Genomic DNA, 26,138 nt, shown 5'->3' on the forward strand with positions numbered 1-26,138 from the left:
TTCCCGGTAACCGATGTCCTCGACGGATCCCCCCACCGCGGTCGATGATGCTCCGAGCCTCGCGTCGCGGCGGCTTGATGATCTCGCTGACCGCGTGGCACGGCCCAGTGCCGCCGACGGGCCGATCGGCGAGGCCGACGCGATCGACGTGTTCGCGCCCGCGACCGACGAGCGGATCGGATCGGTGCCCGCCTGTACCGCGAGCGACGTCGACGCCGCGGTCGAGCGCGCCCGCGACGCACAGGCGGAGTGGGCGGCGACGCCCGTCAAGGAGCGCGCGGCGGTCCTCGACCGATTCGCCGACCTCGTGCTCGACCGCCGCGAGGAGCTGCTCGACCTCCTGCAGCTTGAGACCGGGAAGTCGCGCCGGAGCGCGGTCGAGGAGCTGCTCGACGTGCCGACTGGCTGCGGCTACCTCGTGAACGAGGCGCCCGGCGTCCTCGAAGACGAGCGACGGGCCGGCGTGGCGCCGGGGATCACGACCGCGACCGTCACGTACGACCCGATCGGCGTCGTCGGCGTCATCTCGCCGTGGAACTACCCGCTGACGCTGTCGATGGCGGACGCGCTCCCCGCGCTCGTCGCGGGCAACGCCGTCGTCCTCAAACCCGACGAGAAGACGCCGTACGGCGCGCTCGCGCTCGGCGAGCTGCTGGAGGTCGCTGGCCTCCCGGACGGTCTCTTTCAGGTGGTCACCGGTGAGGGAGCGACGGTCGGCCCCGCGCTCGTCGACGCTGTCGACTACGTCGCGTTTACCGGCAGCACCGAGACCGGCCGGATCGTGGCCGAGCGGGCGGGACGGAACCTGATCGATTGCTCGCTGGAACTCGGCGGCAACAACCCCCTCGTCGTCCTCGACGACGCAGACGTCGACGAGGCGGCCCGCGGCGCGGTCCAAGCCTGCTTCTCGAACGCCGGACAGCTCTGCCTGTCCGCGGAGCGGCTCTACGTCGAGGAGCCGGCGTTCGACGCGTTCGTGGACGCATTCGTCCGAGAGACGGAGCGGCTCACAGTGGGAACCGGCTACGATTACGACGCCGAGGTCGGGTCGCTCATTGATGCCGCCCAGCTCGAGCGCGTTCGGGGCCACGTCGACGACGCGCGGGAGCGCGGCGCGACAGTGCTGACGGGCGGGCGCGCCCGCCCCGACGTGGCGCCGTACTGCTACGAGCCGACGGTCCTGACCGACGTGGAGCCGGACGCGACCGTCGCGTGCGAGGAGACGTTCGGTCCGGTGGTCTCCGTGACGTCAGTCCCCGACGCCAACGCCGCGGTCGCGGCCGCCAACGACTCGCCGTACGGACTCAACGCGAGCGTATGGACACGGGACCGCGAGCGGGGCGTCGAGGTCGCCCGGCGTATCGACTGCGGCACCGTCAACGTCAACGACGCGTTCCTCGCGACGTGGGGCGCCGTCGACGCCCCGATGGGCGGGTTCGGCGACTCCGGGCTCGGTCGCCGACACGGTCCCGAGGGGATCCGGCGGTACGTGGAGTCGCGGACGATCGGGGTCTCGCGCGTGGGGCCGCTCACGTTCCCGGAACGGGTCCCGACCGACTGGTTCGTCCGGGGGGCGTTCGCGGCGCTCTCGCTCGGGCGGCGGGCGAGTCGTGGCGTGCGAGGAGTGAAACGGCTGCTCCGAAGGCGCTAGTCGGGTCCCGTCGCGGCGTCTCGTTCGACCGGTCACGGGCCGGAAGGGTCCGCCGCCGATCGGGCACAAAACTATATACCGATATTGTTCCCTATTAGAAACGACTTAAACCGGTGAGTGCGCACTGCCAGACGACAACACAGCCGCGACCCGTCGCGTCACACTCTCACGCTAATGCACACGATACCTCAGTTCAGCGACAACGTCGAAACGCGTCACGAACGGCTCGACACCGGTGACTACGGCGACATCTACGTCGTCGGCGACGTCCACGGAAGCCGGTCGGCCCTCGAGATGCTTCTCGCGAGGCTCGATCTCGCAGACGACGACCTCGTCGTCTTCGTTGGCGACTTGGTACGCAAGGGGCCGGACAGTCCCGGCGTCGTCGACATCGTCCGCGGCGACCCGCGTCTGGTGACCATCCGCGGGAACAACGAACAGAAGATCGTCCGCGGCGATAAGGACCCCGAGTGGCTCCGCGAGGGTGACCGCACGTACTTCGAGTCGCTTCCCGTCGCCATCTCCTTCGGCGACGCGCTCGTCGTCCACGGCGGCGTCGATCCCGAGCGTCGCCTCGAAAGTCACACGCTCGAAGAGCTGTTGACGATGCGTGCCCCCCACGGTGACGGCTACGACGGGCCGTTCTGGTACGACGACTACGACGGGCCGTATCGAGTGTTCTTCGGCCATACCGTCCACGACACGCCGGTCGTACGAGAACACGCCGTCGGGCTCGATACCGGGTGCGTCTACGGCGGCACGCTCACCGCCTACGACTACCGCAACGACGAGTTCCTCACGACGGATCCGACGGCGACGCATCAAGAGCGGGCCGACTCGAAGATCGTCAATCCGGCCTGAGCGACGACCGTCCGATTCCTCGACCCTATTGGTACTCCGACCGCAGGCGCTCTCGCACCCCCTCTCGCGTTTTGAAGTACCGCCGGTCCCCGTCGCTCGTTCGAACCGCCCAGTCGTACGTCTCGCTGTCGGGCCGGTACCAGCGGTCGGCGTGGGCGTCGAACACGGAGGGTTCACCGCTGCCGGAGCGATTTCGGCCGCCGTCAGCGGTTCCGTCCGGCTCTTCCGAGTCGCCGACCGCCTCGGCGACTCCGTCCGGCTCGTCGGACTCGGCGACCGCGTCGCCCTCGGGCGTGGGTTCGATCAGCAGTTCCTCGTCGATCAGGTCCGTATCGACCACCATCCCCGGTCCGTAGCCGCGGTCGACGGCCGCCTTCGTGGCCGTCATCAGTATCTCCTGGATGTCCCGTACCGGTTCGCCGTCGGGTGACACCTGCTCGTAGCTGCCGTCGCTCTGCATCACCCACCGGCGGCGATTATCCGTCACCGACGCCTCCAAGACGAATCGCAGCTGTCGACGCAGCCGCGTGTCTTCGACGGGCGTGACGGCCTCGACCCGGTAGTCGAGGTTCCGCGTCATCCAGTCGGCCGACCCGGTGTACCACTCCGGGTCGCCGGCGTTTTCGAAGTAGAAGATCCGCGCGTGTTCGAGGAAACGCCCGACGATCGAGTGAACGGTCACGGTCTCGCTCAGGCCGTCGATTCCGGGGCGAAGCCGACAGATGTCCCTGACGATCAGGTCGATATCGACCCCCGCCATCGAAGCGCGGTAGAGCTCCGCGACCATCGACGGGTCTTCGAGCCCGTTCACCTTCACCACGATCCGCGCGCGTCGACCGGCGCGGGCGTGTTCGGCCTCGCGTCTGACCATCTCCGTGAATCGTTCGCGCATCGTCACGGGCGCGATCAGGAGCTTCCGAAACCGGTCGTCGAGCGTCGGCCCGGTGAAGAAGTTGAACACCTTCGTGAGGTCGAGGCCGATATCGCGGTCGGCGGTCAACAGCCCGAGGTCGGAGTACCCCTTGGCCGTCCCCGAGTGGTAGTTCCCGGTTCCGACGTGCGAGTACAGTTTGACGCCGTCGTCCTCTTGCCGGACGACGAGCGCGGTCTTGGTGTGCGTCTTCAGGCCGACGGTCCCGTAGGCGACGTGGATCCCCTCCTCTTCGAGCTGGCGAACCCACTCGAGGTTGTTCTTCTCGTCAAATCGGGCCTTCAGTTCGACCATCACCGCCACCTGTTTGCCGTTGTCGGCGGCGTCGATGAGGCTCTGAATGACCTTCGAGTCGCTCGCTGTTCGGTAGATGGCCGCCTTCACCGCGAGCACGTCGGGGTCGTTCGCCGCCGCGTGGAGGAACTGCTGTACCGTCCCCTCGAAGGAGTGGTACGGGTGATGTGCGAGGATATCTCCGTTCCGGATCTCGTCGAAGATGTCCACCGACCCGTCCTGCGCATCGCTCGTTATCGGTCCCAGCCGGGGATGTTTCTGCGGTGTCCACGCCGGCAGTTTGAGATCGGGGCGGGCGAGCTCCGTGAGTTCGAAGAAATCCTCGAAATCGATCGGCCCGGCCCGATGGAACACCTCTTGGTCGTCTACGTCGAGCTGATCGCGAAGGATCGAGAGCGACTCGTCGGGCATGTCCGCGTCGACCTCGAGCCTGACGACCGTCGCGAAGCGGCGCTGTTCGAGGACTTCCTCGACCATGTCGATGAGGTCCTCCGCGACCTCCTCGTTCCGTCGGACCTCGGCGTTTCTGGTCACCTTGAACTTCGACACGTCGCGGATGTCGAGGTCGGGCAACAGGAGGTCGAGGTTGGCCTCGATCAGGTCTTCGATGAGGACGTGGCCGTCCGTCTCGCCGGGGACCCGTATCAGGCGAGGCTGATTCGGCGGAATCTTGATCCGGGTGAAGGTCGGCTCGTCGGTCTCGTTCGCGGAGAGCACGGCGAGGGACAGCGAGAGGTTCGAGATGAACGGGAACGGGTGGGCCGGGTCGAACGCCAGCGGGGTCAGCGTCGGTAGAATAGACTCCTCGAAGTACGTCCGGAGCTCCTTTCGTTGGGCTGTCGGGAGCGATTCGGGGTGGCTGATCTCGACGCCCGCCTCCGCGAGCGTCGGTTTCAAGACCGTCTCCCAGTAGTCGGACTGCTCGCGAAACAGCGGGCGAGCGGTGTCGAGCACCTCTCGCCACTGCGCTTCCGGCGTCCGGCCGTCCGGCGTCGTCTCGGTCACGCCGGCGTCGATCTGCTGTTTGAGCCCGCCGACGCGTTTCATGAAGAACTCGTCCGTGTTCTTCGTGAAGAAGGCGAGAAACCGGAGCCGTTCGAGCGGCGGGTTCCGCTCGTCCATCCCCTCACGTAGCACCCGCTCTTGAAACGCGAGCTCCGAAAGCTCTCTGTTGAGATAGTACTCGGGAGCCGTGAGGTCCCGCTCGCTCACCGGACCACCCCCCAGCAGTGCGGCGCGACGGACCGGCGGCTGTTCGGTCGGTCGGCGGTCGACCGCCGAGTCGACGGCGCGTCCTCAGTCCTCCGCATTGGGTCCCACGGAGGTCGTCCCATCCGACGAGCCGAGGAGGGGGTCGGCGGCGTCGGCGGGAGATGCGGTAGTTTCCGGAAGCCACGCGGTCGCGTGGTCTCGCCACTCATCTGTTGGGAGCCGACCGAAGTCGTCCGCCGGAACGATGATCTCAGCCGCGTTCTCGGCCATCTGGTGTTTCCGAATCGCGGCGGAACTCTCGGCGCGAGGGTGGTCCCGGAGGTGCGCCTTCGCAGTCGCGCACAGCTCCGTCTTCGACAGACCGTCTCGCTTTCCTTCGACTGATCGCACAGCATCACAGATCGGACACCTGAGGAGAACGGCTCGTGGCATGCGTGTCGGAAGGCGAACGAACCACAAATAACCCGATTAATAGGTCTATTTGGTAATATATAGCACTATGTCCTAACGCGGTTTCCAGTGACCGCCGCCGTCTGATCGACCTGCGGATTCAAGGTTGTCGGATGCCACGTGCCACCATGGCAGGACCGAACCCCGCAGAGCTACGGCGAGTCGTCGACGCGTTCCCCGGGGCCGCGGACGGCGACCGGACGGGTCGGTCGAGCCACGACGACAACCGCCCCGACGGCGACGACCGTCCCGACATCGACGATTCTCCCGACATCGACGGCTTTCCCGACCGCGTTGACGACCTCCTCGACGGGACGTACGGCAGGCTGACCCGCGAGTGGTACCCCGATCTCAGGGCCGTGACGGAGGCGTTCTGCGACGGCGAGGTCCTCCGCGAAGCCGTGCTCGAACACGTCGAGGCGGTGCCGTCGTTCCGGCTCTCCGACGGCGCCGCGCCGCTCCCGGAAAAGCGGCGCGCGCTCGCGGCCGCCGACGCGGCGGCCGCTGAGGTGACCGAAATCGCCGGCTGGTACGCGACTCTTCGCTCGCTCGTCGACGACGACCCCGACGATCTGACCCGGTTTGAACGACTGCTCCACGGCTTCGGTTACGTCTTCGCGCACGGGCTCTTCCTCGGCGCGTCCTCGCCGAAGCGCGTCGTCAGGCGGCTCCGACTGGCGTACCGGTCGGTCGGCGTCGACATCGACGGGACCGAGAGCGAGGCCGGCGCCGAGCGAACGACGTTCACCTGTCCGTACCGGAACGTCGGTGCGCGGGTCTACGGCGAAAAGTGGGTGTGCCACGAGAAGCTCGACCGCGTGGACGACGGCTACGTGACGTACCTCGCGGAGCGGGGGATCGACTACCAACGGCCGCGGGACTGCGACGGGAGCGACCGGTGCTACTCCACCGTCGCGCGCGACGGACCGGAGCTGTGGTGGCCGAAGACCGCTCCCGCGGCGGTCCACGCCCGCCAGTGACCCGAGACCGGCGGCGCCCGCGGTCCCGGTCGTCGACGTCGCGATCGGGGTCGGCGGCGTCGCGATCGGGGTCGGCGGCGTCGCGATCCCGGTCGGGCGACGCGGTCTCGCCGGCGGGCGGCGGCGATCCTGCAGTGAGACGAATCCAGCGGGGATACGCCGCGTGGGCCCGGGTCTACGACTGGTTCGCGCGGGCGACTACCTCGGTCGGAGGCGTGCGGGCGGACTGCGTGCGGGCACTCGACCTCGCCCCCGGCGACACCGTCGTCGAGTTCGGGTGCGGCCCCGGCGTCAACGTCCCCGCGCTGCGCGATGCCGTGGGCCCGACCGGGCACGTCGTCGGCGTCGACATCACCGGCGCGATGCTGGATCGGGCGCGGGCGCTAGCCGAGCGCCGCGGCTGGGAGAACGTCGAGTTCGTGCAGGGCGACGCCGCCGATCCGCCGATCTGCTCGGCCGACGCCGTCCTCGCGACGTTCGTCACATCGCTGTTCCCGGACCCGTACGCGGTCGTGGCCCACTGGTGTGACGTGGCCGACAGCGTCCTCGTCGCCGCCTTCGCGCCGCGAGGGAGCCGCCCGGCCAACGCCGCCCTCTCTGCGTTCGCCCGACTGAACGGGCGGCTGTTCGACGCGAACGGTGGCGATCCGCTCGCCCAGCTCGACGCCCGGACGGAAGCGGCGCAGCGGGCGCTCGCAGACGAGATGCGGACGGTGAGAGAAGAGCGGTACTTGTTCGGAACGATCACCGTCTGCGCCGGGCACAGGCGCGCGGGTGACCGCCAGGAGTGACCGGGGAGGCCAGTTGCGGTGCGGGGCGGAACGCAACGTTTAGCGCGCCCCCGAACGCAGGGGCGGGCATGAGCTTCTTCGAGACGCTCGCGGACCGGATCGAGTCGACCGACAGCGTCGTCTCGGTCGGGCTCGACCCCGACCCGAGTCGCCTCCCCGAGTTCGTCGCCGACGCCGACCTGCCGCGGTGGGCGTTCAACCGCCGGATCATCGACGCGACCCACGAGCACGCCGCCTGCTACAAGCCGAACGCGGCCTTCTACGAGGACGCCGACGGCTGGCGCGCGCTGGAGGAGACGATCGCCTACGCGCACGGCAAGGACGTGCCGATCCTCCTCGACGCCAAGCGCGCCGACATCGGCAACACGACCCGCCGCTACGCCGAGGCGCTCGACCGCGCCGACGCGATCACCGTGAACCCGTACCTCGGTCGCGACTCGCTCCAGCCCTTCCTCGACCGCGAGGACAAGGGCGTGTTCGTCCTCTGTCGCACCTCGAACCCGGGCGGAAGCGACCTGCAGGACCTCGAACTCGCATCAGGCGAACCCCTCTACGAGCGCGTCGCGGCGCTCGCGGACGTGTGGAACGGCCACGGCAACGTCGGCCTGGTCGTGGGTGCGACCGCGCCCGAAGAGTTGGCCGAGGTCCGCGAGATCGTCCCCGAGATCCCCTTCCTCGTTCCCGGTGTCGGCGCGCAGGGCGGCGACGCGGAGGCCGCGGTCGAACACGGTCTCGCAGATCACCCGAGCGCCGCTGTCGACGTGGGGCTCGTCAACTCCTCGCGGGGGATCATCTTCGCCGGTGAGGAGTCGAGCCGCCCGGGCGACGAGGCGACGTACTTCGGCGCCGCCGGCGACGCCGCGAAGCGACTCAAGAAGCGGCTGAATCGGCATCGGTAGGGCGGGTCGTCGCCGCGGTCACTGCTGACGGCCCTGCACGCACGCCGTGCAGGCCCCGGCGGTGTCGCCCCAGTGGTCCTCACAGACCGCGCGGCCGCACCGCGGACACGTGTGGCGTGCCGGCGCCGCTTCACAGACCTGGCAGAGTCCGGTGACGTTCATGGTCCTATTCGGGTCGGGTCGCTTATGAGTGTCGGGGGCGACCCCCTCGTATGCGCCAGTTCGTCGTCATCGGCCACGACGTACCCACCGATTCGGACGCGATCTCGCTGTCGGACATCCCCGGCGCGGGTCGACTCGACCTCCTCTGTCGATGTGTTTCTGCCGGCGTGTTCCTCTCACATGGGATCCGCGAACGCGTCCGGGTCCACCTCGTCGTCAGCGAGGAGTTTACGGTCACCTTCGACGCGGACAGCCTCCGACATCTCCACCCCGACGAGCGCAATATCGCCGCGCGGATCCGAGACGCGCTCGACGCGCGGGACGACGCTATCGGACACATGCCCGCCGACGTCTCGCCCGGCGTCGAACTCCGCCGGATGGGGCTCGACGCGACCCTCGACAGGTTGCTCGGGGCTCCCGATACCTCTGGTGCGTCCGCCGACTCCGGTCCGACTCTCGTTCAGCTTCACGAGGACGGCGACCCCCTCGTCGAGGCCGCGCCGCCGACCGACCCCGTCTTCGTCCTCTCCGATCACAACGACTTCGCCCCCGCCGAGCGCGACCTGCTCTCGGAGCGCGCGGAGCGCCGCGTGCGCGTCGGTCCCGAACTGCTCCACGCCGACCACACCGTCTCCGTCGTTCACAACTGGCTCGACACCGACGGGTACGCGTCCTACTGACGACCGGTTCGATGAGGTGGGGGAGTGCGCCCTGATCGGCCCCCGATTGCCCCCGGTTTTCGGAAAGGTTAAAGGAACGAGCGGCCTTCCTGAAAATGCGGGCCGGTGGGGTAGCTTGGTATCCTTCGGCCTTCGGGTGGCCGTAACCACGATTCAAATTCGTGCCGGCCCATAGGATACATATACCTTTTCCACCTTTTTCTTACACTTAGAGGCACTCTCGCGCCGGTTCACGAGGTGGGGTTATGAGCAGTGTCGAGCGGCAGATCGACGTTGATCTCGACGCTGACGGAAACGCGGCGCGCGCGGTCGTCGAGGAGCGGCGCGAGCTAGAGATCGCGGAGCTGTTCAACGACAACGGAGAGCTCCGACTCTGGCAGGACGACGCCGGCTGGAACGGCTACGTTCGCGAAGAGGTCGAGGGCGAGACGGCGTACTTCTCCGTGAACACGCGGTTCGACGAAGACGAGTGGATCTCGAAGCTCCGGTGCGGTGAGCAGGCAGTTCACGACGCGATCCGGAAGCACATCGAGGACAGGCACGCGGGTGGCGCCGGCAACTTCGTCAAGAGGTGTTCGCCGCCATGAGCGCCGAGACCTCCGTCGAGGACCACCGCGAGCAGATCGCGAACCGGCTCGCCGAGCCGGATCGGCTCCAGTTCCCGAGCGATTGGACGATGACATCCAGTTGGCGGCGAGCGCAGGCCGCGCCGTCGAACGTGTCGCCGCGGAATGCCGCCGAGTTCGAGGTGCTGATGGGCCGGGAAGACGACGAGACTGCGCTCTCGCGGCACCGCGTGCTGTTCGCGCTCTACGAGGGGAACCTCGTGGTCGAGTGCGACTGTGACGGCTACCGCTTCCGCGGCTGGTGCGCTCACGTCGCGCTGCTCTGGTGGAAGTGGTGCCGGAAGGACCTCGTCGTGACCGACCTCGACGCCGGCCGGTCGCACGTCTCGCCGCCGTGGTGGCTCTCGCTCGACGACGCCGACCGAGATCGCGTCGACGCCGAGCCCGAGCAGCCGATCGCGGCCGACGGAGGTGTCGAGAAATGAACTCCCGTTTCGACTGTTTCACGTGGAACAACTGGAACGCACTCTGTCAGACAGAGAACGGTGCCTGTCTGACAGCCTCATCTCACGGAAACAACGCCTCAAAGCGCTCTAACCCCGATCCGGCTCTCTGTCAGACAGGCACGGGGGGGCTGTCGAATCGGTGCCTTCGTGGCGCACCTGTGTGTGTGAGCGCGAAGATGGGGCGGCGCGCGCGCCGCCGCGCATTATGCGACCGGGTGGCCGTGCTCGCAGGCGAGGGGGTGGCGGCATGAGCGCCGAGGAGTCCGAGGGGACGGGACGGCACACCGTGCGGATCGACGACCCGGAACTCGGCGCCGCGCTCGCTGAGGCCGAAGAGGAACACGGCTCGAAGAGCGAGGCGATGCGGTCGGCGCTGCGAGACTCGCTGCTCGGGACTGAAGGAGTCTCGATCTCCGACATCAACGGCCGGAAGGTGCCGCAGAAGGCCGTCGAAGGGCACCGGAAGCTGGTCGAGTACACCGGAGTCGGTGGGTACCTCGAACTCGACACGGCCGAATCAATCCTCGCGAACCACCTGAACATCCAGAAAGACGCCGTCCGGCGTGTCGTGATCAAGCCGCTGAACGGTGCCGGCGTGGTTGGAATCTCGCAGGGAATCTCGCAGGTCTCGATCGTCGTCGGGACCGAAGCGAACCCGGCGAGCGACGAAGGATGGGCGAAACTCCAGGCGTCACAGGAGTACCACACGGCGGGCGAGAAAGTCGACGACCCGTCTGAAGTGAGCGACCGGCTCGACGAGCTGGCCGCGGCCGGCGCGGAGGTGGCCGATGGCGAGTAGCGAGCGCGTGGTCGGCGCGGCCGACAACGTCGACATGCGCGGCGAGTCCGAGCTCGAGCCCTACGAGACCGACACCGACGAGCGGCGAGTCGTCTCGGCGTACTGCTGCACGTGCGAGGAGACGGCGACGCTACTGCTCGAAGTGGGCGACGACTCGCCGTGGGAACACGACGAGAAGCACGCGAGCCACGTCGTCGAGTACTGGAGGGAAGCATGAGCGTCGACGATCCGCCCCAGGAGGCGGCGACGGAGCAGCCGACGGTGCTCGACGTCGACGTGGTCGGCGACCGAGCGCTGGCGACCGCGGAGCGGGGCGACGTCTCGGTCGTCGTGGAAGCGCCGGCGGGGATCTCCGCCGAGGAGCTGGAAGAGACGCTGTCGGGAGTGCCGGAGAGCATCGAGCGGACGACTGAGCGGTTTGCTGCAGCTACGACCATGAGTGCCAACACCACCGAGATCACCGGGAGTACCGACGCCGAGGACGCGACTGACGACGACCTCGGAGGTGGTGCCTGATGGCAGCCGCTGACGCGGAAGATGCGACCACAGAGGAGGAAGATGCGGACGTGTCGAACACTGAGCCGGTCGAGAACATGACGGTCATCGTTCGCGCCGAGGTGCTCCAGCAGGTGATCGACCAGCTGCTGACCGTCGTCGATGAGGCAATCTTTCGGATCGGCTACGACGGGCTATCGGTGGCGGCTGTGGACCCGGCGAACGTCGCGATGGTCGATCTCGAAGTGGAGCCGGGAGCGTTCGAGTCGGTCGGCGACGGGATGTTCCCGATCGGTATCAACATCCAGAGGCTCGACGACTACGTCGACGGAGCGAGCGGCTCGGACCCGGTGACACTACAGTACGTGCCAGAGGACCGCTCGATCCACATCGAACACACGAACGTCGAGGTGGAAATGGCTGGGATCGACCCGGACTACATGCGAGGGGAACCGGATGTCCCCGAAATCGAACACAGTGCCGAGTTCGAAGCTGACGCGAAGGTACTCAGAGACGCGGTTGAGAATGCACAGTTGGTCTCGGATCACGTCAGTCTCGAAGCAGACACGGAGGACGGGGCTCTCGTCGTCAGCGGTGAAGGCGATACCGACAACATCGAAACCGTGATCGAAGGCGACGATCTGTTAGACGCGAACTTCTCGAAGGGCGTCAAATCGCTGTTCTCGCTGCCATATTTGGTCGGTGGGTCGACCGGCGGGAGCAAGTACAAAGGGATACTCAAACCGCTCAGCAGCGGAACAGAGCTGACCGGGAAGCTCGACGACGAGATGCCCGTCTTCCTAGACTACGAGTTCGCGGACGGCTTCGGCAGCGTGAGGATGATGCTCGCCCCGCGGATCCAGAATGACTGAGGTGATGATCGTGTGTCACACTATCACCTCGGTGAGAATCGCGTGCAACCGTTCGCGCGGTTCGAACACGCGAAGCCCGGTCACGGGACCGGAGCCGGCTACGAGCGCTGGCGGTCGACCGAACACCGACCGCACACGGCGAGCGCCGGTCGCGAAGACGTCTACGTCGCGCACCACCGGCTGCTCGCTGTCGTCGAGTGCTACTCGCTCGACGAGCCGATCGAGTCGGTGCTCGAAGATCTCGCAGAGAAGGACGTGCATCACCAGAACGGCGTCAAGTGGGACAACCGCCCGGGGAACATCGAGCCGGTCGAGCACGCTCGCCACGCGTCGATCACTCAAGAGCAGGTCCGGGCGTGGGCGCAAGACGAGAAGCGCGAGCAGCAGCGTCGTCGGATCGGGATCGCTGACGAGGCGACGTGCGACGGCTGCGGTGAGCCGGCGGAACTGCTCGCGACGTCGCCCGGCTTCGACGGCGAGCGGTGCCTGGAGTGTGCGAGACAAGAGTGCGACGGCGAGCCTATCGAGGTCTAGCCGGGGTGAGAACGCGTGAGCGACACTGGAAAGGACGCGTGGCTGCTGTCGCTGGCTGACGAGCAGATCGAGCAGCTGCAGAACGACGACATCGCGGTCGTCGAGACGGAAGGCTGCGTGTTCATCACGGTTCACTCCGAGCACGCTGAGGAAGCGCGAGAGGCGGTCGCAGACGGCAATGCTGAGCTGGTGACTCGGGAGGTGGTCGACCTTGACTGACGAGGCTGATGCTGAACCCATCGGTGGAGCCTACTACATCGGCGACGCTGTCGAGGTGCTGGCCGATCTCGAGGTCGGTCCGTCGCTGGTCCATCTCGCCAACATCTAGGTGCGTCTAGGGTGCAGAGGCACGTTCGGTGTCCACTACCCGATCCATACATTTTTTTCGGGGAACAACATATGCCAGCATGTAATGGGTGAGGACAACCAAGAAAAAAAGGGCAAAAGACTCCGCAAGAATTCGAAGAGCGGAGGGAATAACCCGAAGGACGCGCCTGCGACGATGGCAAAAGGCGAAAAGCCGAGCACTACATCGAGCGACGAATAAAGGGTGGCCCGCGTTATTTCGGATATTCTAACGAATTTAGAGGCTGTCTTAGCCTCGCTTACGATATTGTTACCGGCCTTTTTTGCGTATTTTGTCTATATTGGTCTGCGAACCTCTGATTTCAATCGTTTGAAACGATCTCATCTAATACTAATACTCTTCTTCGCATTATTGTTTCAGATCCTCCAAGGCTTTCTCGAACCCCTTTCATACCTGAGTTCCATCGGCTTCTATTTTATTTTGCCCCTCATTCTCGGCGTGCTAGCAGATCTTTCTCACCGGGTGTTTGTAACCGAGGTGGCAGATATGTATCAGACCCGTGTCGTAGAGAGGTTTGATGCGTTAGCAAAAAAAGACGTAGGCAATGTTTCTCGATGGCAGAAAACGATTCGCTCCTATGTTGAAGATGGACTTGAAGATATAACAAAGGAGTACTATGTTGAAGTGGACGTTGATTCGGCACTACCGGATCAGAAAACGAAACGTGGCTTCCTAAATGGGTATAGCGAGGATGACATTGAACTCCTTCGATACGATAATCTCACTGAAAAGGATTTTACCGGGATTGGATCACCGGATATTGACGCTGACGAGTTGACTAATACGACCGAAATAATTCCCCGAGAACACATCGAAGCGGTTCGAGTATATCGAGTCAAAATGGAAGACTTCGAGTTAGAATAGCTGATCCCATTCATTGGTGCCATTATCTCTGACTCCGAGATGGCTAGAATGGAACTCGTGACCTCACTTGAACATGATCTGACTCCACCATATCGCTTGAGAAGTAACCAGCCCTAGCTGCTTCTGTTCTCGTTCGCTTCTTACCTATTGCGCACAATCCTCTTTGTATGAGTAGTCATGAATACGAAATTCCGAACGACGATGATGTGTCATCTGAAAATATTCGCCCGAATGCCTCCCTCAGAGAGGCTGATCTATCAGATGCACATCTTGAAGGCGCCGATCTTTCGGATGCAGACCTTTTATTAGCCAACCTTTCTGGAGCTAATCTTAAGGGAGCTAACCTATCGCAAGCGAATATTCTTGAGGGCGACCTGTCAGGGGCGACACTATTAGATGCCAACTTGTATAGGGCTGAACTTTCGTTTACCGACCTGTCGGAGGCAGACCTCAAAGATGCCGACCTGTCGGAGGCGAAGATCCGCGATGCTGATCTATCACACGTGCTGTTAGGAGACACAAATCTAGGTGGAATAATAATGTCTCGCGGAACTAACATTCACTCTCCTAATAATCGACTCAAACAGTTTTTGAATGGGTCAGATGTCTCTAAACAACGACAGTACGATGTTATTGCTCGAGCGAATCATGAGCTTCGAGAGGCATTCAGCGAGAACGGACTCCTCAACCAGGCCCGAATGGCCAGGGTGCGAGAACGAAGCGCTCGTCGAAAAGAAGCAAAGGCAGAAGGTGGATGGAAAGGGAATTTTGACTGGGCTATTTCCCGCCTGTCGAGTGCATTTACGGGATATGGTGTTCAGATCAAACCAATCGTCGGGTGGATGATACTACTATATTCTTTGTCCGCCGTGGTGTATTGGCACTGGGGCGGGATGGGATGGGGTAGTAGCATGTATTACAGCGTGGTGACATTCACGACATCGCCCCCATATACTCCACCCCCGGGATTACCGAGTGTGGTTGCGGGAGTCGAGACATTTGCTGGAACAGCGGCGATCGTGTTCCTTGGTTATATTCTCGGTTCCCGTGAGAGAATCTGACTACACTAAAAATCGATGTTCGGTTGGACCGGAGTGTTTATTCTAAGCGCACCTCAAGCATTGTTAATATCGGAATGACCGGTGACCTTCCTGTTTCCTCTCCTCCAAATCACCTTGATCCTTCTGAGGTCCATCGTCTAGATGAGAAACTCCAACGAGGTAATCACAGTCTCGCGAATAGAGACCGTGAGAAAATTATATCCTCACTCCTCCAAACGATTCGATCCAACGGAACTCGGAGGACACTAACGCAGTTCCATGTCCACAACCTCCTTCGAGCGGTGTTATTGCGTGAAGCAGATCAGAGCAGAAAAAAATCCAATCCGACTGGTCTGGAGATCTCCCCGGAACAGGATCCTGGCCTTCCGCCTCGGCTCATACAGTACGGCGTAGGGCTCGCGTTACAGACTGACACCGAAACAACCGATTGTGAATCATTCGAGTATATTCGGTAGTTCCCATCGAGTCAGTGGATAGCCATAACTGACGAGGTTACGTTCGCAGAAAGCGTCTGGATGGGTGTTGTGAATTGCCTCTACCATCCAGACACTGTTCTTACGGCCTCAGACCTTGAAGCCTTAGCGCTTGATCTACTCGCGGAACTCCCGATCCCCGGAGTCGAAGGCCGCGGCTTCGACTCCGGGATTATCCGTCAAACACTTCTGCAAGCCGCTGTCGATCAGAAGTCCATCAAAGCCGTCACTGACACCACTTGTGGGAGCTACTCCGACGATTACACCCTCAAACAATTGCACACCGTTCCACCTGATGACCTCGAAGCCGCCGCCAACGACATCTTCGCTCAACAGGTGGCGATGATCCTCGGCCCCGGCCCGAGGATCATCTGCCTCGACTTCGTCGATATCCACTACCACGGTTGTCCACACGCTGACGCTGGTGAACTCTGCCACACGAAACCCCGCGATGGCACCTCTCAGTGCCATCGCTACCTCGCCGGATTCGTCCTCTGTCGGGCCAAACCACTCGTTGTCGCAGTCACGCCTGTCCGTGGTGACGAACCGAAAAGCGACGCGGTCGAGCGACTGCTCGACCACGTCGCGGCCCTACCGTTCACCGTGGCCGGTCTCCTCGCTGACCGAGGATTCTACGATGGCACGTCGATTGAGCGACTGGATACCACGGCACCAGTCGCTCTTCCAATCGTCCGCCGTGGGAAACAGATGGCCGAGAAACTGGACACGACGGTGTCCTACTGGACGGAGTACGTGATGTACCAGGGAAGCGAGCGGGAACTGCGGTTCCCGCTCGCGGTGTGTGTCTCCTACCAGCAGGGCAACCGTGGGAAACACGGTTTGCTTGTGCGGGCGTACGTGGCGTGCGATCTGACCGATCGCACGCCCAAAGAAGTCGAAGCGCTCTACCAGAAACGCTCAGCCATCGAGACAGCCTTCCGGACGATGCGAGAAGCACGTACGCGTACAAGTACAACTGATCCAGCTGTTCGATTGTTGTTCATCCTTGTAAGCTTCTTGCTGCGGAACCTCTGGGTGATCGTTCGATGGGGCGTGCTCGCCACGCCGCGACGCGGCGGGCGAGCACTACCCGTCTGGTTCCGTTTTGAGGTATTCCGGGAGTGGGTTGATCACGCTCTCGACGATACGTTGCGCCGGAAATGGGAAGCACCGACCAACGGTGTCGGCATCCCGGCGACCTACAGCCAGCTGGACGCGGGCTGAGGCTGCCCGCGTCCAGCGGTCGCCTTCTGAATAGAGCGACAGCTGTAGATCTCATCTCGGTTGACGGCGCTCTCACTACCGTGAGACCGCCGTCTTTGTGTGATTCGCTGAATCGCCCCCTCTGACCTCGTTCGTTTTACTCCAGAAATCGAGTCAGCAATCAGGAATGATGGGAACTACCGATATTGCGGCACATCTACTTGAGCTTAAGAACTGGTACACCCGTCAAAGGAGCACATCCTTCCCAATCGACTCACCAAAGGCCGAACCATACTTCGGATTAGCATTTCGCGAGCTCACTACGCTTCGCCACGCAGATGGCTTTCAGATGCTTGAGAAAGCGTACCGCGCGTACAAACCTTGGGAAACAGAGATGGAGGAACAGCTTGGTTTTTCAATTGAGGATGCAGTATATTTTACACGTGAACTAACTGACTCGATGAGTTCAAGATTAGAAGGAGAGGAATTGGAAGTCGCGAAGTGGTCTCCATCACTATTGGATTTCTCTCAGAAGGCGATTGATCTCACGGAAGACATGGTTTGGGCGTCTGAAGAAACTCTTGTTGATTGGTGTGTTGACACACCACGCTTCTACAATTTTCTCGATAGATTGATGATCAAACAAGGAAGTGATTCCGGATTTCGGACAGTACTGGATATAAATCCTCTAGAACGAGCACCGTTTATTAAATCCAAAGGTGAGTACCTACTTCCGTTACCCCGTACCCTTCTGTATGCACTCGCCAACACCTTCTATTACGATTTGATCGGTTCGAAGTATGAGGGTGAATTTCATTTGCGTTTCGGTGATTGGCTTGAACAGTGGACGGTCGATTGTCTCACAGACATCTTCGCCAAAGAAGAAATCATCCAGAACTACACTTATGAGTATGAAGGTGAGAAGGTAGAGGGAGATATCCTAATCCTTCACGATGCTGAACCTGTTGTCGTCGAGTGTAAGGCTAAGAAACTACGTGCCGGAACACGGAAAGGACATCTCGGTGGCGTCGATGTCATCAAAGAAGACACTAAGCGAGGAATCGGAAAAGCATACGATCAAGCTGACCGACTAGTGTCTGGTGTGCAATCTGGACAAATTAACCAGATCAAAAAATCAGACGGATCACCGATCGATCTTAATCCGGCCTCTTTCAAGAATGCTTATCGGTGGATCGTTCTCGGAGAGTCGTATGGGGGGATTGCAACCCGTGACTTCGCAAAAATACTAGACATCAGTCCTGTACCATATGTCTGTGATATTTACGACCTACAAATTCTCACGGAGGTACTCGATACTCCAGAACGATTGGTACACTACGTCCATCGCCGGAGTCGCCAGACAACAGTTCAAACCCGTCTCTCTGGCACCCAATATATGAACTCAGAAATATTCAGTTCTGATGAAATCGATTATTTGGCCGTTTACAAGCGCAACGGCTGGAATTTTCCACATGGTGCTAAACGAATAACTGGTGCCGGAGATCAACTTAGAGAAGACACAATCGATGCGATCATGGACAGCGAGAAATTTCGCTTCAAGTTCTAATGCCAGCTGACACGGAGCGCCGAGACGTTCGAGGCGTGGATGAACGCGATTCACAGCCTCAGCCGAGGATTTGTTAGTTAGTCTGCGATAATCAGATACTCGTACCCGAAGGATACGTATCCAAGCAACAAGCCGATAATATGTCCACTATGAAATTCCGGCGAAAATACTGCTTCCTTCAGCAGGAATGCTGGTGCCCCGATTATTAGACAAATGGCCCTGTTGAAATCCTATTCTTTAGACGCATTCCTGCCTGAAACACCCGGTTGGTGAGAACTGCGATCCTATCACCACCTATTTCAAGATGTATTTATATTATGTTAATCTAACAGACCTACTATGCCCTCCCGACGGACGTTTCTTCGAACCACTGGTATCGCGGCAATAGGTAGCCTCGCCGGATGTCTCTCAGATAGCTCAGAACCAAATGCAGTCATTGACCATATTCGTCTCGAAAACCACCGGCGAGAGGCGGAGTACGTATTCACAGTATGGATACGGAAGGACGATGAGGTTCTTTTTGAGGAAAAACGCCAACTTGAGGCATCGGGTGAGGGAAAGGCCTACGCTGATTTCGAATCACCTCTCTCTGAACCGGGACAGTACTCAATTCAGGTTGACGTTGACGGGGACTCTGCACACGTTGATACGCAAGACCTCGTTTCAGAGTCTACACGATGTCTCTACCTCCAATTTTACCTTGGTGCAAGCACCCTCCACTGGGAACACACGTCTTACGGATGTGATTGAGTCCTGCTACACACTTTGCCAATCCTTAGCGATTGGTGCTTCACCTGTATAGACCGCTCAGAGTGACCGGTCGAGATTATGAACGAGACAGGCGATGGTGAGTTCGCGGAACTGTTTCCACCAGTGTCGTGAGCGAACGAACGTACCGTACTTCCGCTTGAGTGTCGAGTTGACGGTCTCAGATTGACTCCGTTGGCCGTAGAGATTAGCGTCTAAGCGGGCGTTCCATGCCTTGTGGAGCGATGTGAACTCACGGTGCTTGATCAGTGGCCGGATCTCGTGGTGGCGGGCAAGTCGTCTGATCTTCTGGTCGTCATACCCTTTGTCACCGAGCAGAATCTCAATATGCTTGGGATTGCGTTTGATCAACGACGGCGCAATCTGGCTATCGTGTTTTCGTGTCGTCGTCACGTGTAGATCGAGGATTGCGTTTACCCTCGTATCGACCAGCAGTGTCACTTTGAGCTGCTGAATCGTGAGATCGGCTCGTTTCGTATAGTGTTTTGAGGCGTGACTACGGTCGAACCCTGACGCATCGACTCCAACAACCCCGCTCGTCGGAAGTAGCGTCGCTGAGAGAGTCAATATAACACGCCATACAGCCATATCAAGCCGATTGAACGCCTTACAGAGCGTTGATGGCGTAGGAAGTTCAACTAATCCAAGGGTTCGACGGATGCGTGGCATCTCGATCAGTTCGTCGAGCAGACCACGATAGGTCGTGTTCTTCCGCACTTTGAGACACAACAGAACGACGTGCTGAGGAAGTGTATAGCGGTGTTTTGAGAACTTCGAGGAGTATCGAGAGACGGTTCGACGTGCCAGATTGATCGCCTTCTCAGTAAAACGGAGAATCTGCGACTTCGGAAGAGCCTTCATCTCGTGGAATTACAGGACGAACATGTAATCCCTTGAGGATTTCAACAAAGCCAGACAAATTACTCCAATTTGTTCTACACTTTCTCGAGATATCTCTACTCCCGAGGTGTATCCACCTACCTTATGTCGCAACTTGAGTCCGGCATATGCCCAGAAAGCCAGAATACCACCGCTGGCCCCGGCAAATATCCAGAACTGGTGAATAAACGCGGTCATATTGGATAAGTAGGTGCCCAAATACCCTAGAAAAAATACCGTGTATATAATATCCTTTTTGTCGAAATACGGCTCAGCAATCCCTCCAGCGACGAATAAAAACAGAATATTACTACTAATGTGGGTGAGAGTAGACATGTCATGTGATATCGAAGCAAAGAGGATCCCTGGAGATACTATATTCGGCGGCTTCTGTAGATAAAACCACCAGCGAGCAGTATTTGCACCTAATAAATGAGAGACGCTCAACTGGAGTCCGTACCATGCCAGAAAGAATACGATAATAGATAGAGTCAATCTTCTACGTTGGACCCATTCTATTATATCATCCATATATCTGGATTAGTTATTTGATACTAAGACTGTTATATTTGAGGTCCAATATTGTTTGCCGGTAAGTCATCTTTCTGAGATCTATTTCGTACATTTTTGATATTGCTTACTACTACAGGATCTACGTACAGGAAACCGGGGTTATCTGAACAGCGTGATTAGAACTAAGTTCAGGCCTAACTATAGGCCTATACAGAGATGGCGAAAACGAGAGTCAGTCAGGGGGCCAACGGACAGTACAAAGTGACGGTTCCGAACGGCCTCGCTGAGGCGATGGATCTTGACGGGAAGCGGCTCGACTGGAAGGTCAAATCAGGAAGTTCGCTAGAGGTGACGGTAGTCGATGAGTAAGGCGCTCGCTTGGATCCGGAAGTCAAAGGGAGACGAGTCGGATGTCGGCCTCGAAGAGCAGCGAGAGCTGGTTCGGGCACTTGCTGACGATATCGCCAACGAGGTGGAGATTCTGGACCTCGGCGTTCACACTGGATTCTCGACGATGACGCGCGACGATCCGGCAGGGCTTCTTGATCAAAACGACTGCGTTCAAGAGTGTACCTCTGAGCTCGAGGCGGGTGAGTACTCGTACCTCGTCGCTTGGGACGACCGCCGGATTTGCCGCGACGAGTACTTCTCGGTGATCCAGTACGCTGCTAAGCAGGGCGGCGCCGAGATCGTCTACGTCGGCGATGTTAACGAGGACGATCTCACCTTCGATCTGAAGCGGCGTATCGAGCGCGACACCAAAGAGGAGGAGATCGAGAAATCACGACGAGCGATCGAGCGTCGTAAGCAGCAGGGCTATGACCATGGCCGCCCCCGGTTTGGAATGACCTACGACCCTGCTGGTCAGTATCAGGTGCCGAGTGAAGAATTCGATACAGTCGTAGAGATTCTCCGACTTGATCAGGAAGGGAGGAGCCGGCGCGAGATAGCGGGCCTGGTCGATATTCCAACCTCAACAGTTCAGAACGTCATCGAACGTCGAGGATGGTATATTGAGCGGATTGATCAGGTAGAGACAAATATCAATGAACAATTGATTACTGACCTCTGAGCGCTTGGAGTACTCACTCCTCATCAGAATCCGTTAAAAAGGATGCCGGAAGTTCAACAGCCGTCGATTCTGTGATTATTCCTGGATTCTTATCGTGTGTTCCAGTAACTACCAGTGGCAATGGCCTTCCGGAATCAGATGTTAGAGTGGCTAAGACACTACCGACTTGTACCGGTTTTTTGATGTGCTGCTCTTTCAGGTTCTCAACCGCTTTGGGCGTCAGTTCGATGTCAGCTCCCCGGTAAGGAAGTAGGAATATTTGATCAAGCGGGTTCAATTCCACCTTCTCTATCGTAACAGAATCTCCAACCTCTGCTTGTGCGTTATGTCGGGCAAATTCGTCGATGTAGATCGAATCCTCATCCCAATCCTCTCGATCACTTCGCCAAGCTTTGAGATATGTATCAGACTCCGCCGAAATACGAACGATTTCACCTGGACTCAAACCAAGTTCAAGTAGTGTATTTGGGTCAATCCTACAGATAGAACGGCCCTCATCGTCATCATAGCATTCATCTACTTTTTTCTGAACCTTCATAACAATCATTCGCAATTGTGGCGGATACTAAAGCTGGTGCCTATCTGTAATCACCACTGCCTGTCGTAGAACACCGGATTCGCGTGCATCCCTATCGAAGCTGAAACTAGTCGGAGAGATGGATTTAACAGAACCCGTAGAAGACACCGCTTTACGATGAAGGTCGACAGTGCCAATGACTGCCTCCGGAAGGCATTGAATACGGACGACCCAACCGAGAAGAACTACTACATGCGACAAGCGATGCAGCTCCTCACAACAGAGTAGTTCGGTCCGTGTCGCACAGCTACGACGCTTTCTGATTCTGCTTCGGTACTAAAGATTCCAGATCGAGCCGAACTACCGAACCGGCTCGACCGTCACTGCATCCCCGTCGTCGTCTGCCTCGACGGCGAGGTGTCCATCGGCCAACTCTCCATCATCATCAACGAGACCCCAGTCGCGGAGCTTGTCTTTCGGGATCGTCACCCCACCGCTCCCGTTCCCGAGGTCTCGAACCTTCCTAATCTCGCGGGACATCCACTTCTACGTACGGATACCGGCCTATTCAATCCTCGGTCTTAATGCACTTATTGAGTTTATTCCACTTAATTCCGTACCTATTGAAACCTTCGGAGCGGTGTTCAAGCCGCACCATGCACCTGGTGTCTAACGCTGGAGGTGACGCCTGCGCGTGAGCGGCGTCTCCGACGGTAACGACGGCGCAGAGGATCGGCGGCGGAAGGGCTGGCGAACGGTTTTTCAGAGGGCTGACTCGTGAGCGACGGACCGCGCGGTCTCGTCGTCAGCGACCGGTTCGCTGAGTATCTCCAGACCTTCCGAGAGCGGTACCCGCGGGATTCGGATCTGGCGGAGAAGTACGGTCTATCCACCGGAAACGGATGCTTTCGCAGATCAATGACACAGACTCTCAGCGGCAGCTACGGAGGTACAGTATGAACATCAAGAAGGTCGGTTTCAGCGCGCTACTCGCGCTGGTCGTGGTGTCGTCGATGGTGGCGACGCCGGCGATGGCGGCAGGCGGGATCGGGTGGAGCGGCGACTCGCAGGCGCCGAACCCGACGCTCAACGCGGACGTGACGGTCGACGAGTGGAACGGGGCGGACTTCTCCGAGGCGCTGCAGTACTACGACGACTCAGGTGACGCGGCCTCGCTCCCGGCGTCGACGAACGCCTCGAACGACAATCCGATCGCACTGACCGCGACGGACATCGAGTTCGAGCAGCGCGACGAGTTCCCGCGGAAGAGCGACGAGGACGGCGACAACGCGGCCTCGGCGCTCGATGCTGACGAGTGGACGGCGAGCGGCGCGGCGGTCTCCGAGACGACCACGGCGCCGGGCGTTGACGCGCTCGGCTACGACGGGACCGCAGCGAGTGACTCGGCGACCTACTCGAACTTCTCGGTCGACGACGGTGAGAAGGGCTACGTGACGATCGCGGCGGACATCAACTCCGCGGCGGGTACGCCGACGCTGCAGCTGACGGACGGCGACGGCGACTACGTCGAGGTCACGCTCTACGACGCGACGGGCGACGCCTCGAACGACACGCTGCTCGCCAACTCGACGGGCGAGGGCATGGTCCTGCAGGAGCAGGTCGGTGACCTCACCGTGCAGGGCGGCGGCGACGGAACCTTCGACTCGACGGAGGAGATCACGATCACTGGCGAGGTCGACGCGGACGTGTCGGTGCTCGACGCGGAGCGGACTCGTGAGCTGCAGTTCGGCGAGCGCGTCGTCGAGAACGACGGCGAGCTCGAGACGGAGACGATCACCGAGCCGCACGGCGAGTACTCCGTCGCGAACATGGACGGGTTCGACGAGGTCATGTCGGACGCGACGATCTACGGGGTGACCGTCGACGCGATGTTCCAGGCGTCGGATCTGCAGGACGCTGAGGACGTGAACGCGGAGTTCACGCAGGATAACGATTACCCGCAGTGGGACTCTGTCGGGAACTTCGACTACCGGCTGCAGCTGCCGACCGCGTTCGACCTCTCGTACTCGAACACGGAGCTCGTCGACGAGCCGGAGCTTCCCGGTGAGCGGTACAAGAGTGTCGAGGTCGCTGAAGACGTGGGTGACACGGACTTCGCGGACATCGACTCGTGGAGCGACGTGACCGACTCGTACGGGTCGAGCGAGGTCACGCTCGACTCGACGGTGAGCTCGGGAACGACCTACGCGGTGAGCTACAAGGTCGTTCTGACCGACGGCGAGGTATCGGCGATGCAGAACGCTGCGGGCGGCGGTGCCGGTCCGATGGACGCCGGTAACGGTGGTATCTGGGACACGATCATCTCGATCCCAGGTGCGATCGTGAGTGCGCTGCTCGGTCTCCTCGGGATCAACAAGTACGCCGGAGGGTCGTAGGATGTCCGCCTCCGACGAACTCCCGAGCGGAGAGAGCCCGGCGCCGTCGTCGGTACTGACGGGGACGATCGGATTCCTCAACGCCGGAGGCCAGCTCGGAACGCTGCTGCAGGGTGCGATCTTCGGAACGCTCGTAGCGGGTGTAACCGGAGGGATCAACATCATTCAGAGTGGCATCGCGCTGGTTGTGGCGCCGCTCGACGCGCTCGCAAATACCGTCGATCAGGCGGTGGCATCGCTGATCCTCGCACCGTTGGGGATCATCGAGACGGCCGCTGAAACCTCGGGTACAGCCACGTCTGAGCAGTTCGGCGTGTTCGCGATTCTCGTCGGCGTCGCGCTCGTGTTGGCTACGTACTGGATGATCACAAAGTACCTGGAGCAGTCTGAGACTGGAGATACGCTCCCTATCCCTGGGATCGGAGACGCTCCGAGTTTCCTTCCCCTCGGTGTCACCGAGGAGAACGAAGATGAGAACTAGATAGCATGACCAGCACTTGCCGCTCCAACCGCGCGAATGCGGGGGTGATGAGCGGTGGCTGACGGCGACGACGACGGGATGCTCTCGGATGAGCAGACCGAGTCGTTCCTCACCGACTCCGAGAGCGTCTCGGGGATTAGCTTCCCGACCGCATCGGGCGTCGAGGTCGGGCGAGTCGGAAAGACGATCGTCGGATCGATCGCTTTCGCCTTCGCGCTCGCCTTCAACACGCTGATCGACGCGGTTACCACGGCGTACTCCGGCCTACTCGACGGGTTCCACGAGTTCATCGCCGGTGGCACACGCTACGTCAGCTTCCCGTTTGGCGGCGGCTATACCACCGAGACTGACGGCCTGATCGACGTCACGATCGGCGCCGGAATCGCTGCGATCGAGAGCGCGTGGTCGTTCTCGGTCGATGAGTTCGGGATCTTCGCGCTCCCGGTCGGTATCGGAGTTGTCCTCGCGACGGCCTACGTCGCTGGCAGAGGGATCGACGTCGCCTCGGGGGTACTCCGATGAGCGCAAGCGGCGACGGGAGTGCGATCAGCGGATGGGCCGACCTCTCGCTGCCGCCGGTGCTGCAGGCGTTCACGTCGAGCCCGCAGAACTTCATCCTCGGTGCGGTGCTGTCGGGGATACTGGAGTGGTTGTTCGGGACCGTCTCGCTCGTGATCGACGTGATCCTGCTCGTCGTCGCGGGCTCGGAGCCGGCGACGTTCGACGCTCCGGGCGAGCAGCTGGGGATCGCGGACATTCCGGTGAGCGTCGCGAACAACCTCGGCGGTGTCGGTGAGACGGCTGGAACGGCGATCATCGCTGGCATCGAGGCGTTCAACGAGCCGATCTTCGAGGCTGCGGCGTTTGCCGGGCCGGCGTCGCCGCTCATCTTCGTTCTCATCATCATCATCGAGACGACGGCCGTGCTGTGGCTCCTCCAGCGAGCCGTGTACGTCGCGGCCGACCTGCTGCAACTTGGAGGGCTCACAGAATGACAATCAAACAGGCACTGAAGAGTCCGTTTGCGAAGGTGAGCGCGGGGATCACTGCGATTCTCTCCGTGTTGAACCCCGACGTGTGGTTCATGGCGTTCGACGCGATGCTCGCCTCGGCGCCGCAGCTGTTCAGCGTCGCCTCGGTCGGCGCGCTGACGCTGCCGCAGGTACTCCCGCCACAGACCACGACCGACTGGGTCGTCGTCGGCGCGGGCGTGCTGTTCCTCGCCTATTCGCTGCGGACTGTGAACCAGAAATTCGACGAGAGAGGACTATGACACACACAACGACAGACGACA

General features: G+C 60.7%; 33 protein-coding genes and 1 tRNA gene. 28 read left to right on the forward strand and 6 right to left on the reverse strand.

What is annotated here, in order from left to right; genetic code table 11:
• Positions 1 to 13 precede the first annotated feature (13 nt).
• A complete protein-coding gene (locus tag ACNS88_RS01825; protein ID WP_435093340.1) occupies positions 14 to 1,651 on the forward strand; it encodes a succinic semialdehyde dehydrogenase in 1,638 nt (545 codons plus the stop codon).
• A gap of 174 nt (positions 1,652 to 1,825) precedes the next feature.
• A complete protein-coding gene (locus tag ACNS88_RS01830; RefSeq protein WP_435093343.1) occupies positions 1,826 to 2,512 on the forward strand; it encodes a metallophosphoesterase family protein in 687 nt (228 codons plus the stop codon).
• A 25-nt stretch (positions 2,513 to 2,537) separates the two neighbouring features.
• On the opposite strand, the gene ppk1 is transcribed toward ACNS88_RS01830, so the two are convergent.
• Both ppk1 and ACNS88_RS01840 read right to left on the reverse strand, forming a co-directional pair.
• Positions 2,538 to 4,949 carry a polyphosphate kinase 1 gene (ppk1, locus tag ACNS88_RS01835; RefSeq protein WP_435093346.1) on the reverse strand — a complete coding sequence of 804 codons (2,412 nt, stop codon included), beginning with the start codon at positions 4,947 to 4,949 and terminating at the stop codon, positions 2,538 to 2,540.
• An 84-nt stretch (positions 4,950 to 5,033) separates the two neighbouring features.
• On the reverse strand, positions 5,034 to 5,339 hold the full coding sequence (locus ACNS88_RS01840; RefSeq protein ID WP_435093348.1) for a hypothetical protein: 306 nt from the start codon (positions 5,337 to 5,339) through the stop codon (positions 5,034 to 5,036).
• Between the two features lie 188 nt (positions 5,340 to 5,527).
• Between ACNS88_RS01840 and ACNS88_RS01845 the strand changes: the two genes are divergently transcribed.
• From ACNS88_RS01845 to ACNS88_RS01935, 19 genes are all read left to right on the forward strand, one after another.
• On the forward strand, positions 5,528 to 6,379 hold the full coding sequence (locus ACNS88_RS01845) for a hypothetical protein (protein ID WP_435093350.1): 852 nt from the start codon (positions 5,528 to 5,530) through the stop codon (positions 6,377 to 6,379).
• Positions 6,337 to 7,170 carry a class I SAM-dependent methyltransferase gene (locus tag ACNS88_RS01850; RefSeq protein ID WP_435093352.1) on the forward strand — a complete coding sequence of 278 codons (834 nt, stop codon included), beginning with the start codon at positions 6,337 to 6,339 and terminating at the stop codon, positions 7,168 to 7,170. The genes ACNS88_RS01845 and ACNS88_RS01850 overlap by 43 nt, the downstream gene beginning before the upstream one ends.
• 68 nt (positions 7,171 to 7,238) lie before the next feature.
• Positions 7,239 to 8,069, forward strand: coding sequence for an orotidine-5'-phosphate decarboxylase (gene pyrF, locus ACNS88_RS01855; protein WP_435093354.1), 831 nt, complete (start codon positions 7,239 to 7,241; stop codon positions 8,067 to 8,069).
• A gap of 212 nt (positions 8,070 to 8,281) precedes the next feature.
• Positions 8,282 to 8,911 (forward strand): tRNA (pseudouridine(54)-N(1))-methyltransferase TrmY, encoded by a 630-nt coding sequence (gene trmY / locus ACNS88_RS01860; RefSeq protein ID WP_435093356.1) that lies wholly within the window; start codon positions 8,282 to 8,284, stop codon positions 8,909 to 8,911.
• Positions 8,912 to 9,010: 99 nt separating this feature from the next.
• A tRNA-Pro gene (locus ACNS88_RS01865) sits at positions 9,011 to 9,083 on the forward strand.
• A gap of 73 nt (positions 9,084 to 9,156) precedes the next feature.
• Positions 9,157 to 9,498 (forward strand): hypothetical protein, encoded by a 342-nt coding sequence (locus ACNS88_RS01870; RefSeq protein WP_435093358.1) that lies wholly within the window; start codon positions 9,157 to 9,159, stop codon positions 9,496 to 9,498.
• Positions 9,495 to 9,962 carry a hypothetical protein gene (locus ACNS88_RS01875; protein ID WP_435093360.1) on the forward strand — a complete coding sequence of 156 codons (468 nt, stop codon included), beginning with the start codon at positions 9,495 to 9,497 and terminating at the stop codon, positions 9,960 to 9,962. Before ACNS88_RS01870 ends, ACNS88_RS01875 begins: the two co-directional genes overlap by 4 nt.
• Positions 9,963 to 10,230: 268 nt before the next feature.
• Positions 10,231 to 10,782 (forward strand): hypothetical protein, encoded by a 552-nt coding sequence (locus ACNS88_RS01880; RefSeq protein ID WP_435093362.1) that lies wholly within the window; start codon positions 10,231 to 10,233, stop codon positions 10,780 to 10,782.
• Positions 10,772 to 10,999: a hypothetical protein gene (locus tag ACNS88_RS01885; RefSeq protein WP_435093364.1), complete on the forward strand. Its 228-nt coding sequence runs from the start codon at positions 10,772 to 10,774 to the stop codon at positions 10,997 to 10,999. The genes ACNS88_RS01880 and ACNS88_RS01885 overlap by 11 nt, the downstream gene beginning before the upstream one ends.
• Positions 10,996 to 11,298 (forward strand): hypothetical protein, encoded by a 303-nt coding sequence (locus ACNS88_RS01890; protein WP_435093366.1) that lies wholly within the window; start codon positions 10,996 to 10,998, stop codon positions 11,296 to 11,298. Before ACNS88_RS01885 ends, ACNS88_RS01890 begins: the two co-directional genes overlap by 4 nt.
• Positions 11,298 to 12,149, forward strand: a complete 852-nt coding sequence (locus ACNS88_RS01895) for a hypothetical protein (protein ID WP_435093367.1) — start codon at positions 11,298 to 11,300, stop codon at positions 12,147 to 12,149. Before ACNS88_RS01890 ends, ACNS88_RS01895 begins: the two co-directional genes overlap by 1 nt.
• A 12-nt stretch (positions 12,150 to 12,161) precedes the next feature.
• Positions 12,162 to 12,683, forward strand: coding sequence for an HNH endonuclease (locus ACNS88_RS01900; RefSeq protein WP_435093369.1), 522 nt, complete (start codon positions 12,162 to 12,164; stop codon positions 12,681 to 12,683).
• A gap of 15 nt (positions 12,684 to 12,698) precedes the next feature.
• Positions 12,699 to 12,902 (forward strand): hypothetical protein, encoded by a 204-nt coding sequence (locus ACNS88_RS01905; protein ID WP_435093371.1) that lies wholly within the window; start codon positions 12,699 to 12,701, stop codon positions 12,900 to 12,902.
• 193 nt (positions 12,903 to 13,095) lie between these two features.
• Complete coding sequence (locus ACNS88_RS01910) at positions 13,096 to 13,230, forward strand: hypothetical protein (RefSeq protein WP_435093373.1); 135 nt, start codon at positions 13,096 to 13,098, stop codon at positions 13,228 to 13,230.
• A 258-nt stretch (positions 13,231 to 13,488) separates the two neighbouring features.
• Positions 13,489 to 13,914 carry a hypothetical protein gene (locus ACNS88_RS01915; protein WP_435093375.1) on the forward strand — a complete coding sequence of 142 codons (426 nt, stop codon included), beginning with the start codon at positions 13,489 to 13,491 and terminating at the stop codon, positions 13,912 to 13,914.
• A gap of 167 nt (positions 13,915 to 14,081) precedes the next feature.
• Positions 14,082 to 14,975 (forward strand): pentapeptide repeat-containing protein, encoded by an 894-nt coding sequence (locus tag ACNS88_RS01920; protein WP_435093377.1) that lies wholly within the window; start codon positions 14,082 to 14,084, stop codon positions 14,973 to 14,975.
• A gap of 515 nt (positions 14,976 to 15,490) precedes the next feature.
• Complete coding sequence (locus tag ACNS88_RS01925; protein ID WP_435093379.1) at positions 15,491 to 16,672, forward strand: ISH3 family transposase; 1,182 nt, start codon at positions 15,491 to 15,493, stop codon at positions 16,670 to 16,672.
• Between the two features lie 166 nt (positions 16,673 to 16,838).
• Positions 16,839 to 18,218, forward strand: a complete 1,380-nt coding sequence (locus ACNS88_RS01930; protein ID WP_435093381.1) for a hypothetical protein — start codon at positions 16,839 to 16,841, stop codon at positions 18,216 to 18,218.
• A 339-nt stretch (positions 18,219 to 18,557) separates the two neighbouring features.
• Positions 18,558 to 18,968: a hypothetical protein gene (locus ACNS88_RS01935; protein WP_435093383.1), complete on the forward strand. Its 411-nt coding sequence runs from the start codon at positions 18,558 to 18,560 to the stop codon at positions 18,966 to 18,968.
• A gap of 57 nt (positions 18,969 to 19,025) precedes the next feature.
• On the opposite strand, the gene ACNS88_RS01940 is transcribed toward ACNS88_RS01935, so the two are convergent.
• Together ACNS88_RS01940 and ACNS88_RS01945 are read right to left on the reverse strand one after the other, a co-directional pair.
• A complete protein-coding gene (locus ACNS88_RS01940) occupies positions 19,026 to 19,847 on the reverse strand; it encodes an IS5 family transposase (RefSeq protein ID WP_435093385.1) in 822 nt (273 codons plus the stop codon).
• Positions 19,848 to 19,856: 9 nt separating this feature from the next.
• Positions 19,857 to 20,396 (reverse strand): hypothetical protein, encoded by a 540-nt coding sequence (locus tag ACNS88_RS01945; RefSeq protein ID WP_435093386.1) that lies wholly within the window; start codon positions 20,394 to 20,396, stop codon positions 19,857 to 19,859.
• A 198-nt stretch (positions 20,397 to 20,594) separates the two neighbouring features.
• Between ACNS88_RS01945 and ACNS88_RS01950 the strand changes: the two genes are divergently transcribed.
• Both ACNS88_RS01950 and ACNS88_RS01955 read left to right on the forward strand, forming a co-directional pair.
• A complete protein-coding gene (locus ACNS88_RS01950; protein WP_435093388.1) occupies positions 20,595 to 20,747 on the forward strand; it encodes a hypothetical protein in 153 nt (50 codons plus the stop codon).
• Complete coding sequence (locus ACNS88_RS01955) at positions 20,740 to 21,450, forward strand: serine integrase family protein (RefSeq protein ID WP_435093390.1); 711 nt, start codon at positions 20,740 to 20,742, stop codon at positions 21,448 to 21,450. The genes ACNS88_RS01950 and ACNS88_RS01955 overlap by 8 nt, the downstream gene beginning before the upstream one ends.
• A gap of 13 nt (positions 21,451 to 21,463) precedes the next feature.
• On the opposite strand, the gene ACNS88_RS01960 is transcribed toward ACNS88_RS01955, so the two are convergent.
• The gene (locus tag ACNS88_RS01960) at positions 21,464 to 21,988 is read right to left on the reverse strand and encodes a hypothetical protein (RefSeq protein WP_435093392.1); all 525 of its coding nucleotides are present in this window, start codon (positions 21,986 to 21,988) and stop codon (positions 21,464 to 21,466) included.
• A 339-nt stretch (positions 21,989 to 22,327) separates the two neighbouring features.
• A complete protein-coding gene (locus ACNS88_RS01965; RefSeq protein WP_435093394.1) occupies positions 22,328 to 22,507 on the reverse strand; it encodes a DUF8053 family protein in 180 nt (59 codons plus the stop codon).
• 416 nt (positions 22,508 to 22,923) lie between these two features.
• On the opposite strand from ACNS88_RS01965, the gene ACNS88_RS01970 reads away from it, so the two are divergent.
• Genes ACNS88_RS01970 through ACNS88_RS01990 form a run of 5 tightly spaced genes read left to right on the forward strand, consistent with a single transcriptional unit; the run spans position 22,924 to position 26,117 of the window.
• Positions 22,924 to 24,363 carry a hypothetical protein gene (locus ACNS88_RS01970; protein ID WP_435093396.1) on the forward strand — a complete coding sequence of 480 codons (1,440 nt, stop codon included), beginning with the start codon at positions 22,924 to 22,926 and terminating at the stop codon, positions 24,361 to 24,363.
• A 1-nt stretch (position 24,364) separates the two neighbouring features.
• Positions 24,365 to 24,844 (forward strand): hypothetical protein, encoded by a 480-nt coding sequence (locus ACNS88_RS01975; protein ID WP_435093398.1) that lies wholly within the window; start codon positions 24,365 to 24,367, stop codon positions 24,842 to 24,844.
• A gap of 54 nt (positions 24,845 to 24,898) precedes the next feature.
• Positions 24,899 to 25,366: a hypothetical protein gene (locus ACNS88_RS01980; protein WP_435093400.1), complete on the forward strand. Its 468-nt coding sequence runs from the start codon at positions 24,899 to 24,901 to the stop codon at positions 25,364 to 25,366.
• Positions 25,363 to 25,839 (forward strand): hypothetical protein, encoded by a 477-nt coding sequence (locus tag ACNS88_RS01985; RefSeq protein WP_435093401.1) that lies wholly within the window; start codon positions 25,363 to 25,365, stop codon positions 25,837 to 25,839. The genes ACNS88_RS01980 and ACNS88_RS01985 overlap by 4 nt, the downstream gene beginning before the upstream one ends.
• Complete coding sequence (locus tag ACNS88_RS01990; protein ID WP_435093403.1) at positions 25,836 to 26,117, forward strand: hypothetical protein; 282 nt, start codon at positions 25,836 to 25,838, stop codon at positions 26,115 to 26,117. The genes ACNS88_RS01985 and ACNS88_RS01990 overlap by 4 nt, the downstream gene beginning before the upstream one ends.
• Positions 26,118 to 26,138 lie beyond the last annotated feature (21 nt).

Origin of the sequence: Halorubrum shenae (assembly GCF_051194165.1) — an archaeon.
GTDB lineage: Archaea > Halobacteriota > Halobacteria > Halobacteriales > Haloferacaceae > Halorubrum.

Excerpts from the sequence above, each read along its gene's own strand:
- ACNS88_RS01985 (WP_435093401.1), top strand. The coding sequence starts at position 25,363 with ATGAGCGCAAGCGGCGACGGGAGTGCGATCAGCGGATGGGCCGACCTC.
- ACNS88_RS01950 (WP_435093388.1), top strand. The coding sequence starts at position 20,595 with ATGGCGAAAACGAGAGTCAGTCAGGGGGCCAACGGACAGTACAAAGTG.
- ACNS88_RS01895 (WP_435093367.1), top strand. The coding sequence starts at position 11,298 with ATGGCAGCCGCTGACGCGGAAGATGCGACCACAGAGGAGGAAGATGCG.
- trmY (WP_435093356.1), top strand. The coding sequence starts at position 8,282 with ATGCGCCAGTTCGTCGTCATCGGCCACGACGTACCCACCGATTCGGAC.
- ACNS88_RS01925 (WP_435093379.1), top strand. The coding sequence starts at position 15,491 with ATGGGTGTTGTGAATTGCCTCTACCATCCAGACACTGTTCTTACGGCC.
- ACNS88_RS01965 (WP_435093394.1), bottom strand. The coding sequence starts at position 22,507 with ATGTCCCGCGAGATTAGGAAGGTTCGAGACCTCGGGAACGGGAGCGGT.
- pyrF (WP_435093354.1), top strand. The coding sequence starts at position 7,239 with ATGAGCTTCTTCGAGACGCTCGCGGACCGGATCGAGTCGACCGACAGC.
- ACNS88_RS01890 (WP_435093366.1), top strand. The coding sequence starts at position 10,996 with ATGAGCGTCGACGATCCGCCCCAGGAGGCGGCGACGGAGCAGCCGACG.
- ACNS88_RS01945 (WP_435093386.1), bottom strand. The coding sequence starts at position 20,396 with ATGGATGATATAATAGAATGGGTCCAACGTAGAAGATTGACTCTATCT.
- ACNS88_RS01875 (WP_435093360.1), top strand. The coding sequence starts at position 9,495 with ATGAGCGCCGAGACCTCCGTCGAGGACCACCGCGAGCAGATCGCGAAC.
- ACNS88_RS01920 (WP_435093377.1), top strand. The coding sequence starts at position 14,082 with ATGAGTAGTCATGAATACGAAATTCCGAACGACGATGATGTGTCATCT.
- ACNS88_RS01870 (WP_435093358.1), top strand. The coding sequence starts at position 9,157 with ATGAGCAGTGTCGAGCGGCAGATCGACGTTGATCTCGACGCTGACGGA.
- ACNS88_RS01845 (WP_435093350.1), top strand. The coding sequence starts at position 5,528 with ATGGCAGGACCGAACCCCGCAGAGCTACGGCGAGTCGTCGACGCGTTC.
- ACNS88_RS01955 (WP_435093390.1), top strand. The coding sequence starts at position 20,740 with ATGAGTAAGGCGCTCGCTTGGATCCGGAAGTCAAAGGGAGACGAGTCG.
- ACNS88_RS01935 (WP_435093383.1), top strand. The coding sequence starts at position 18,558 with ATGCCCTCCCGACGGACGTTTCTTCGAACCACTGGTATCGCGGCAATA.
- ACNS88_RS01940 (WP_435093385.1), bottom strand. The coding sequence starts at position 19,847 with ATGAAGGCTCTTCCGAAGTCGCAGATTCTCCGTTTTACTGAGAAGGCG.
- ACNS88_RS01930 (WP_435093381.1), top strand. The coding sequence starts at position 16,839 with ATGATGGGAACTACCGATATTGCGGCACATCTACTTGAGCTTAAGAAC.
- ACNS88_RS01830 (WP_435093343.1), top strand. The coding sequence starts at position 1,826 with ATGCACACGATACCTCAGTTCAGCGACAACGTCGAAACGCGTCACGAA.
- ACNS88_RS01975 (WP_435093398.1), top strand. The coding sequence starts at position 24,365 with ATGTCCGCCTCCGACGAACTCCCGAGCGGAGAGAGCCCGGCGCCGTCG.
- ACNS88_RS01880 (WP_435093362.1), top strand. The coding sequence starts at position 10,231 with ATGAGCGCCGAGGAGTCCGAGGGGACGGGACGGCACACCGTGCGGATC.
- ACNS88_RS01990 (WP_435093403.1), top strand. The coding sequence starts at position 25,836 with ATGACAATCAAACAGGCACTGAAGAGTCCGTTTGCGAAGGTGAGCGCG.
- ACNS88_RS01910 (WP_435093373.1), top strand. The coding sequence starts at position 13,096 with ATGGGTGAGGACAACCAAGAAAAAAAGGGCAAAAGACTCCGCAAGAAT.
- ACNS88_RS01825 (WP_435093340.1), top strand. The coding sequence starts at position 14 with ATGTCCTCGACGGATCCCCCCACCGCGGTCGATGATGCTCCGAGCCTC.
- ACNS88_RS01960 (WP_435093392.1), bottom strand. The coding sequence starts at position 21,988 with ATGAAGGTTCAGAAAAAAGTAGATGAATGCTATGATGACGATGAGGGC.
- ACNS88_RS01885 (WP_435093364.1), top strand. The coding sequence starts at position 10,772 with ATGGCGAGTAGCGAGCGCGTGGTCGGCGCGGCCGACAACGTCGACATG.
- ACNS88_RS01970 (WP_435093396.1), top strand. The coding sequence starts at position 22,924 with ATGAACATCAAGAAGGTCGGTTTCAGCGCGCTACTCGCGCTGGTCGTG.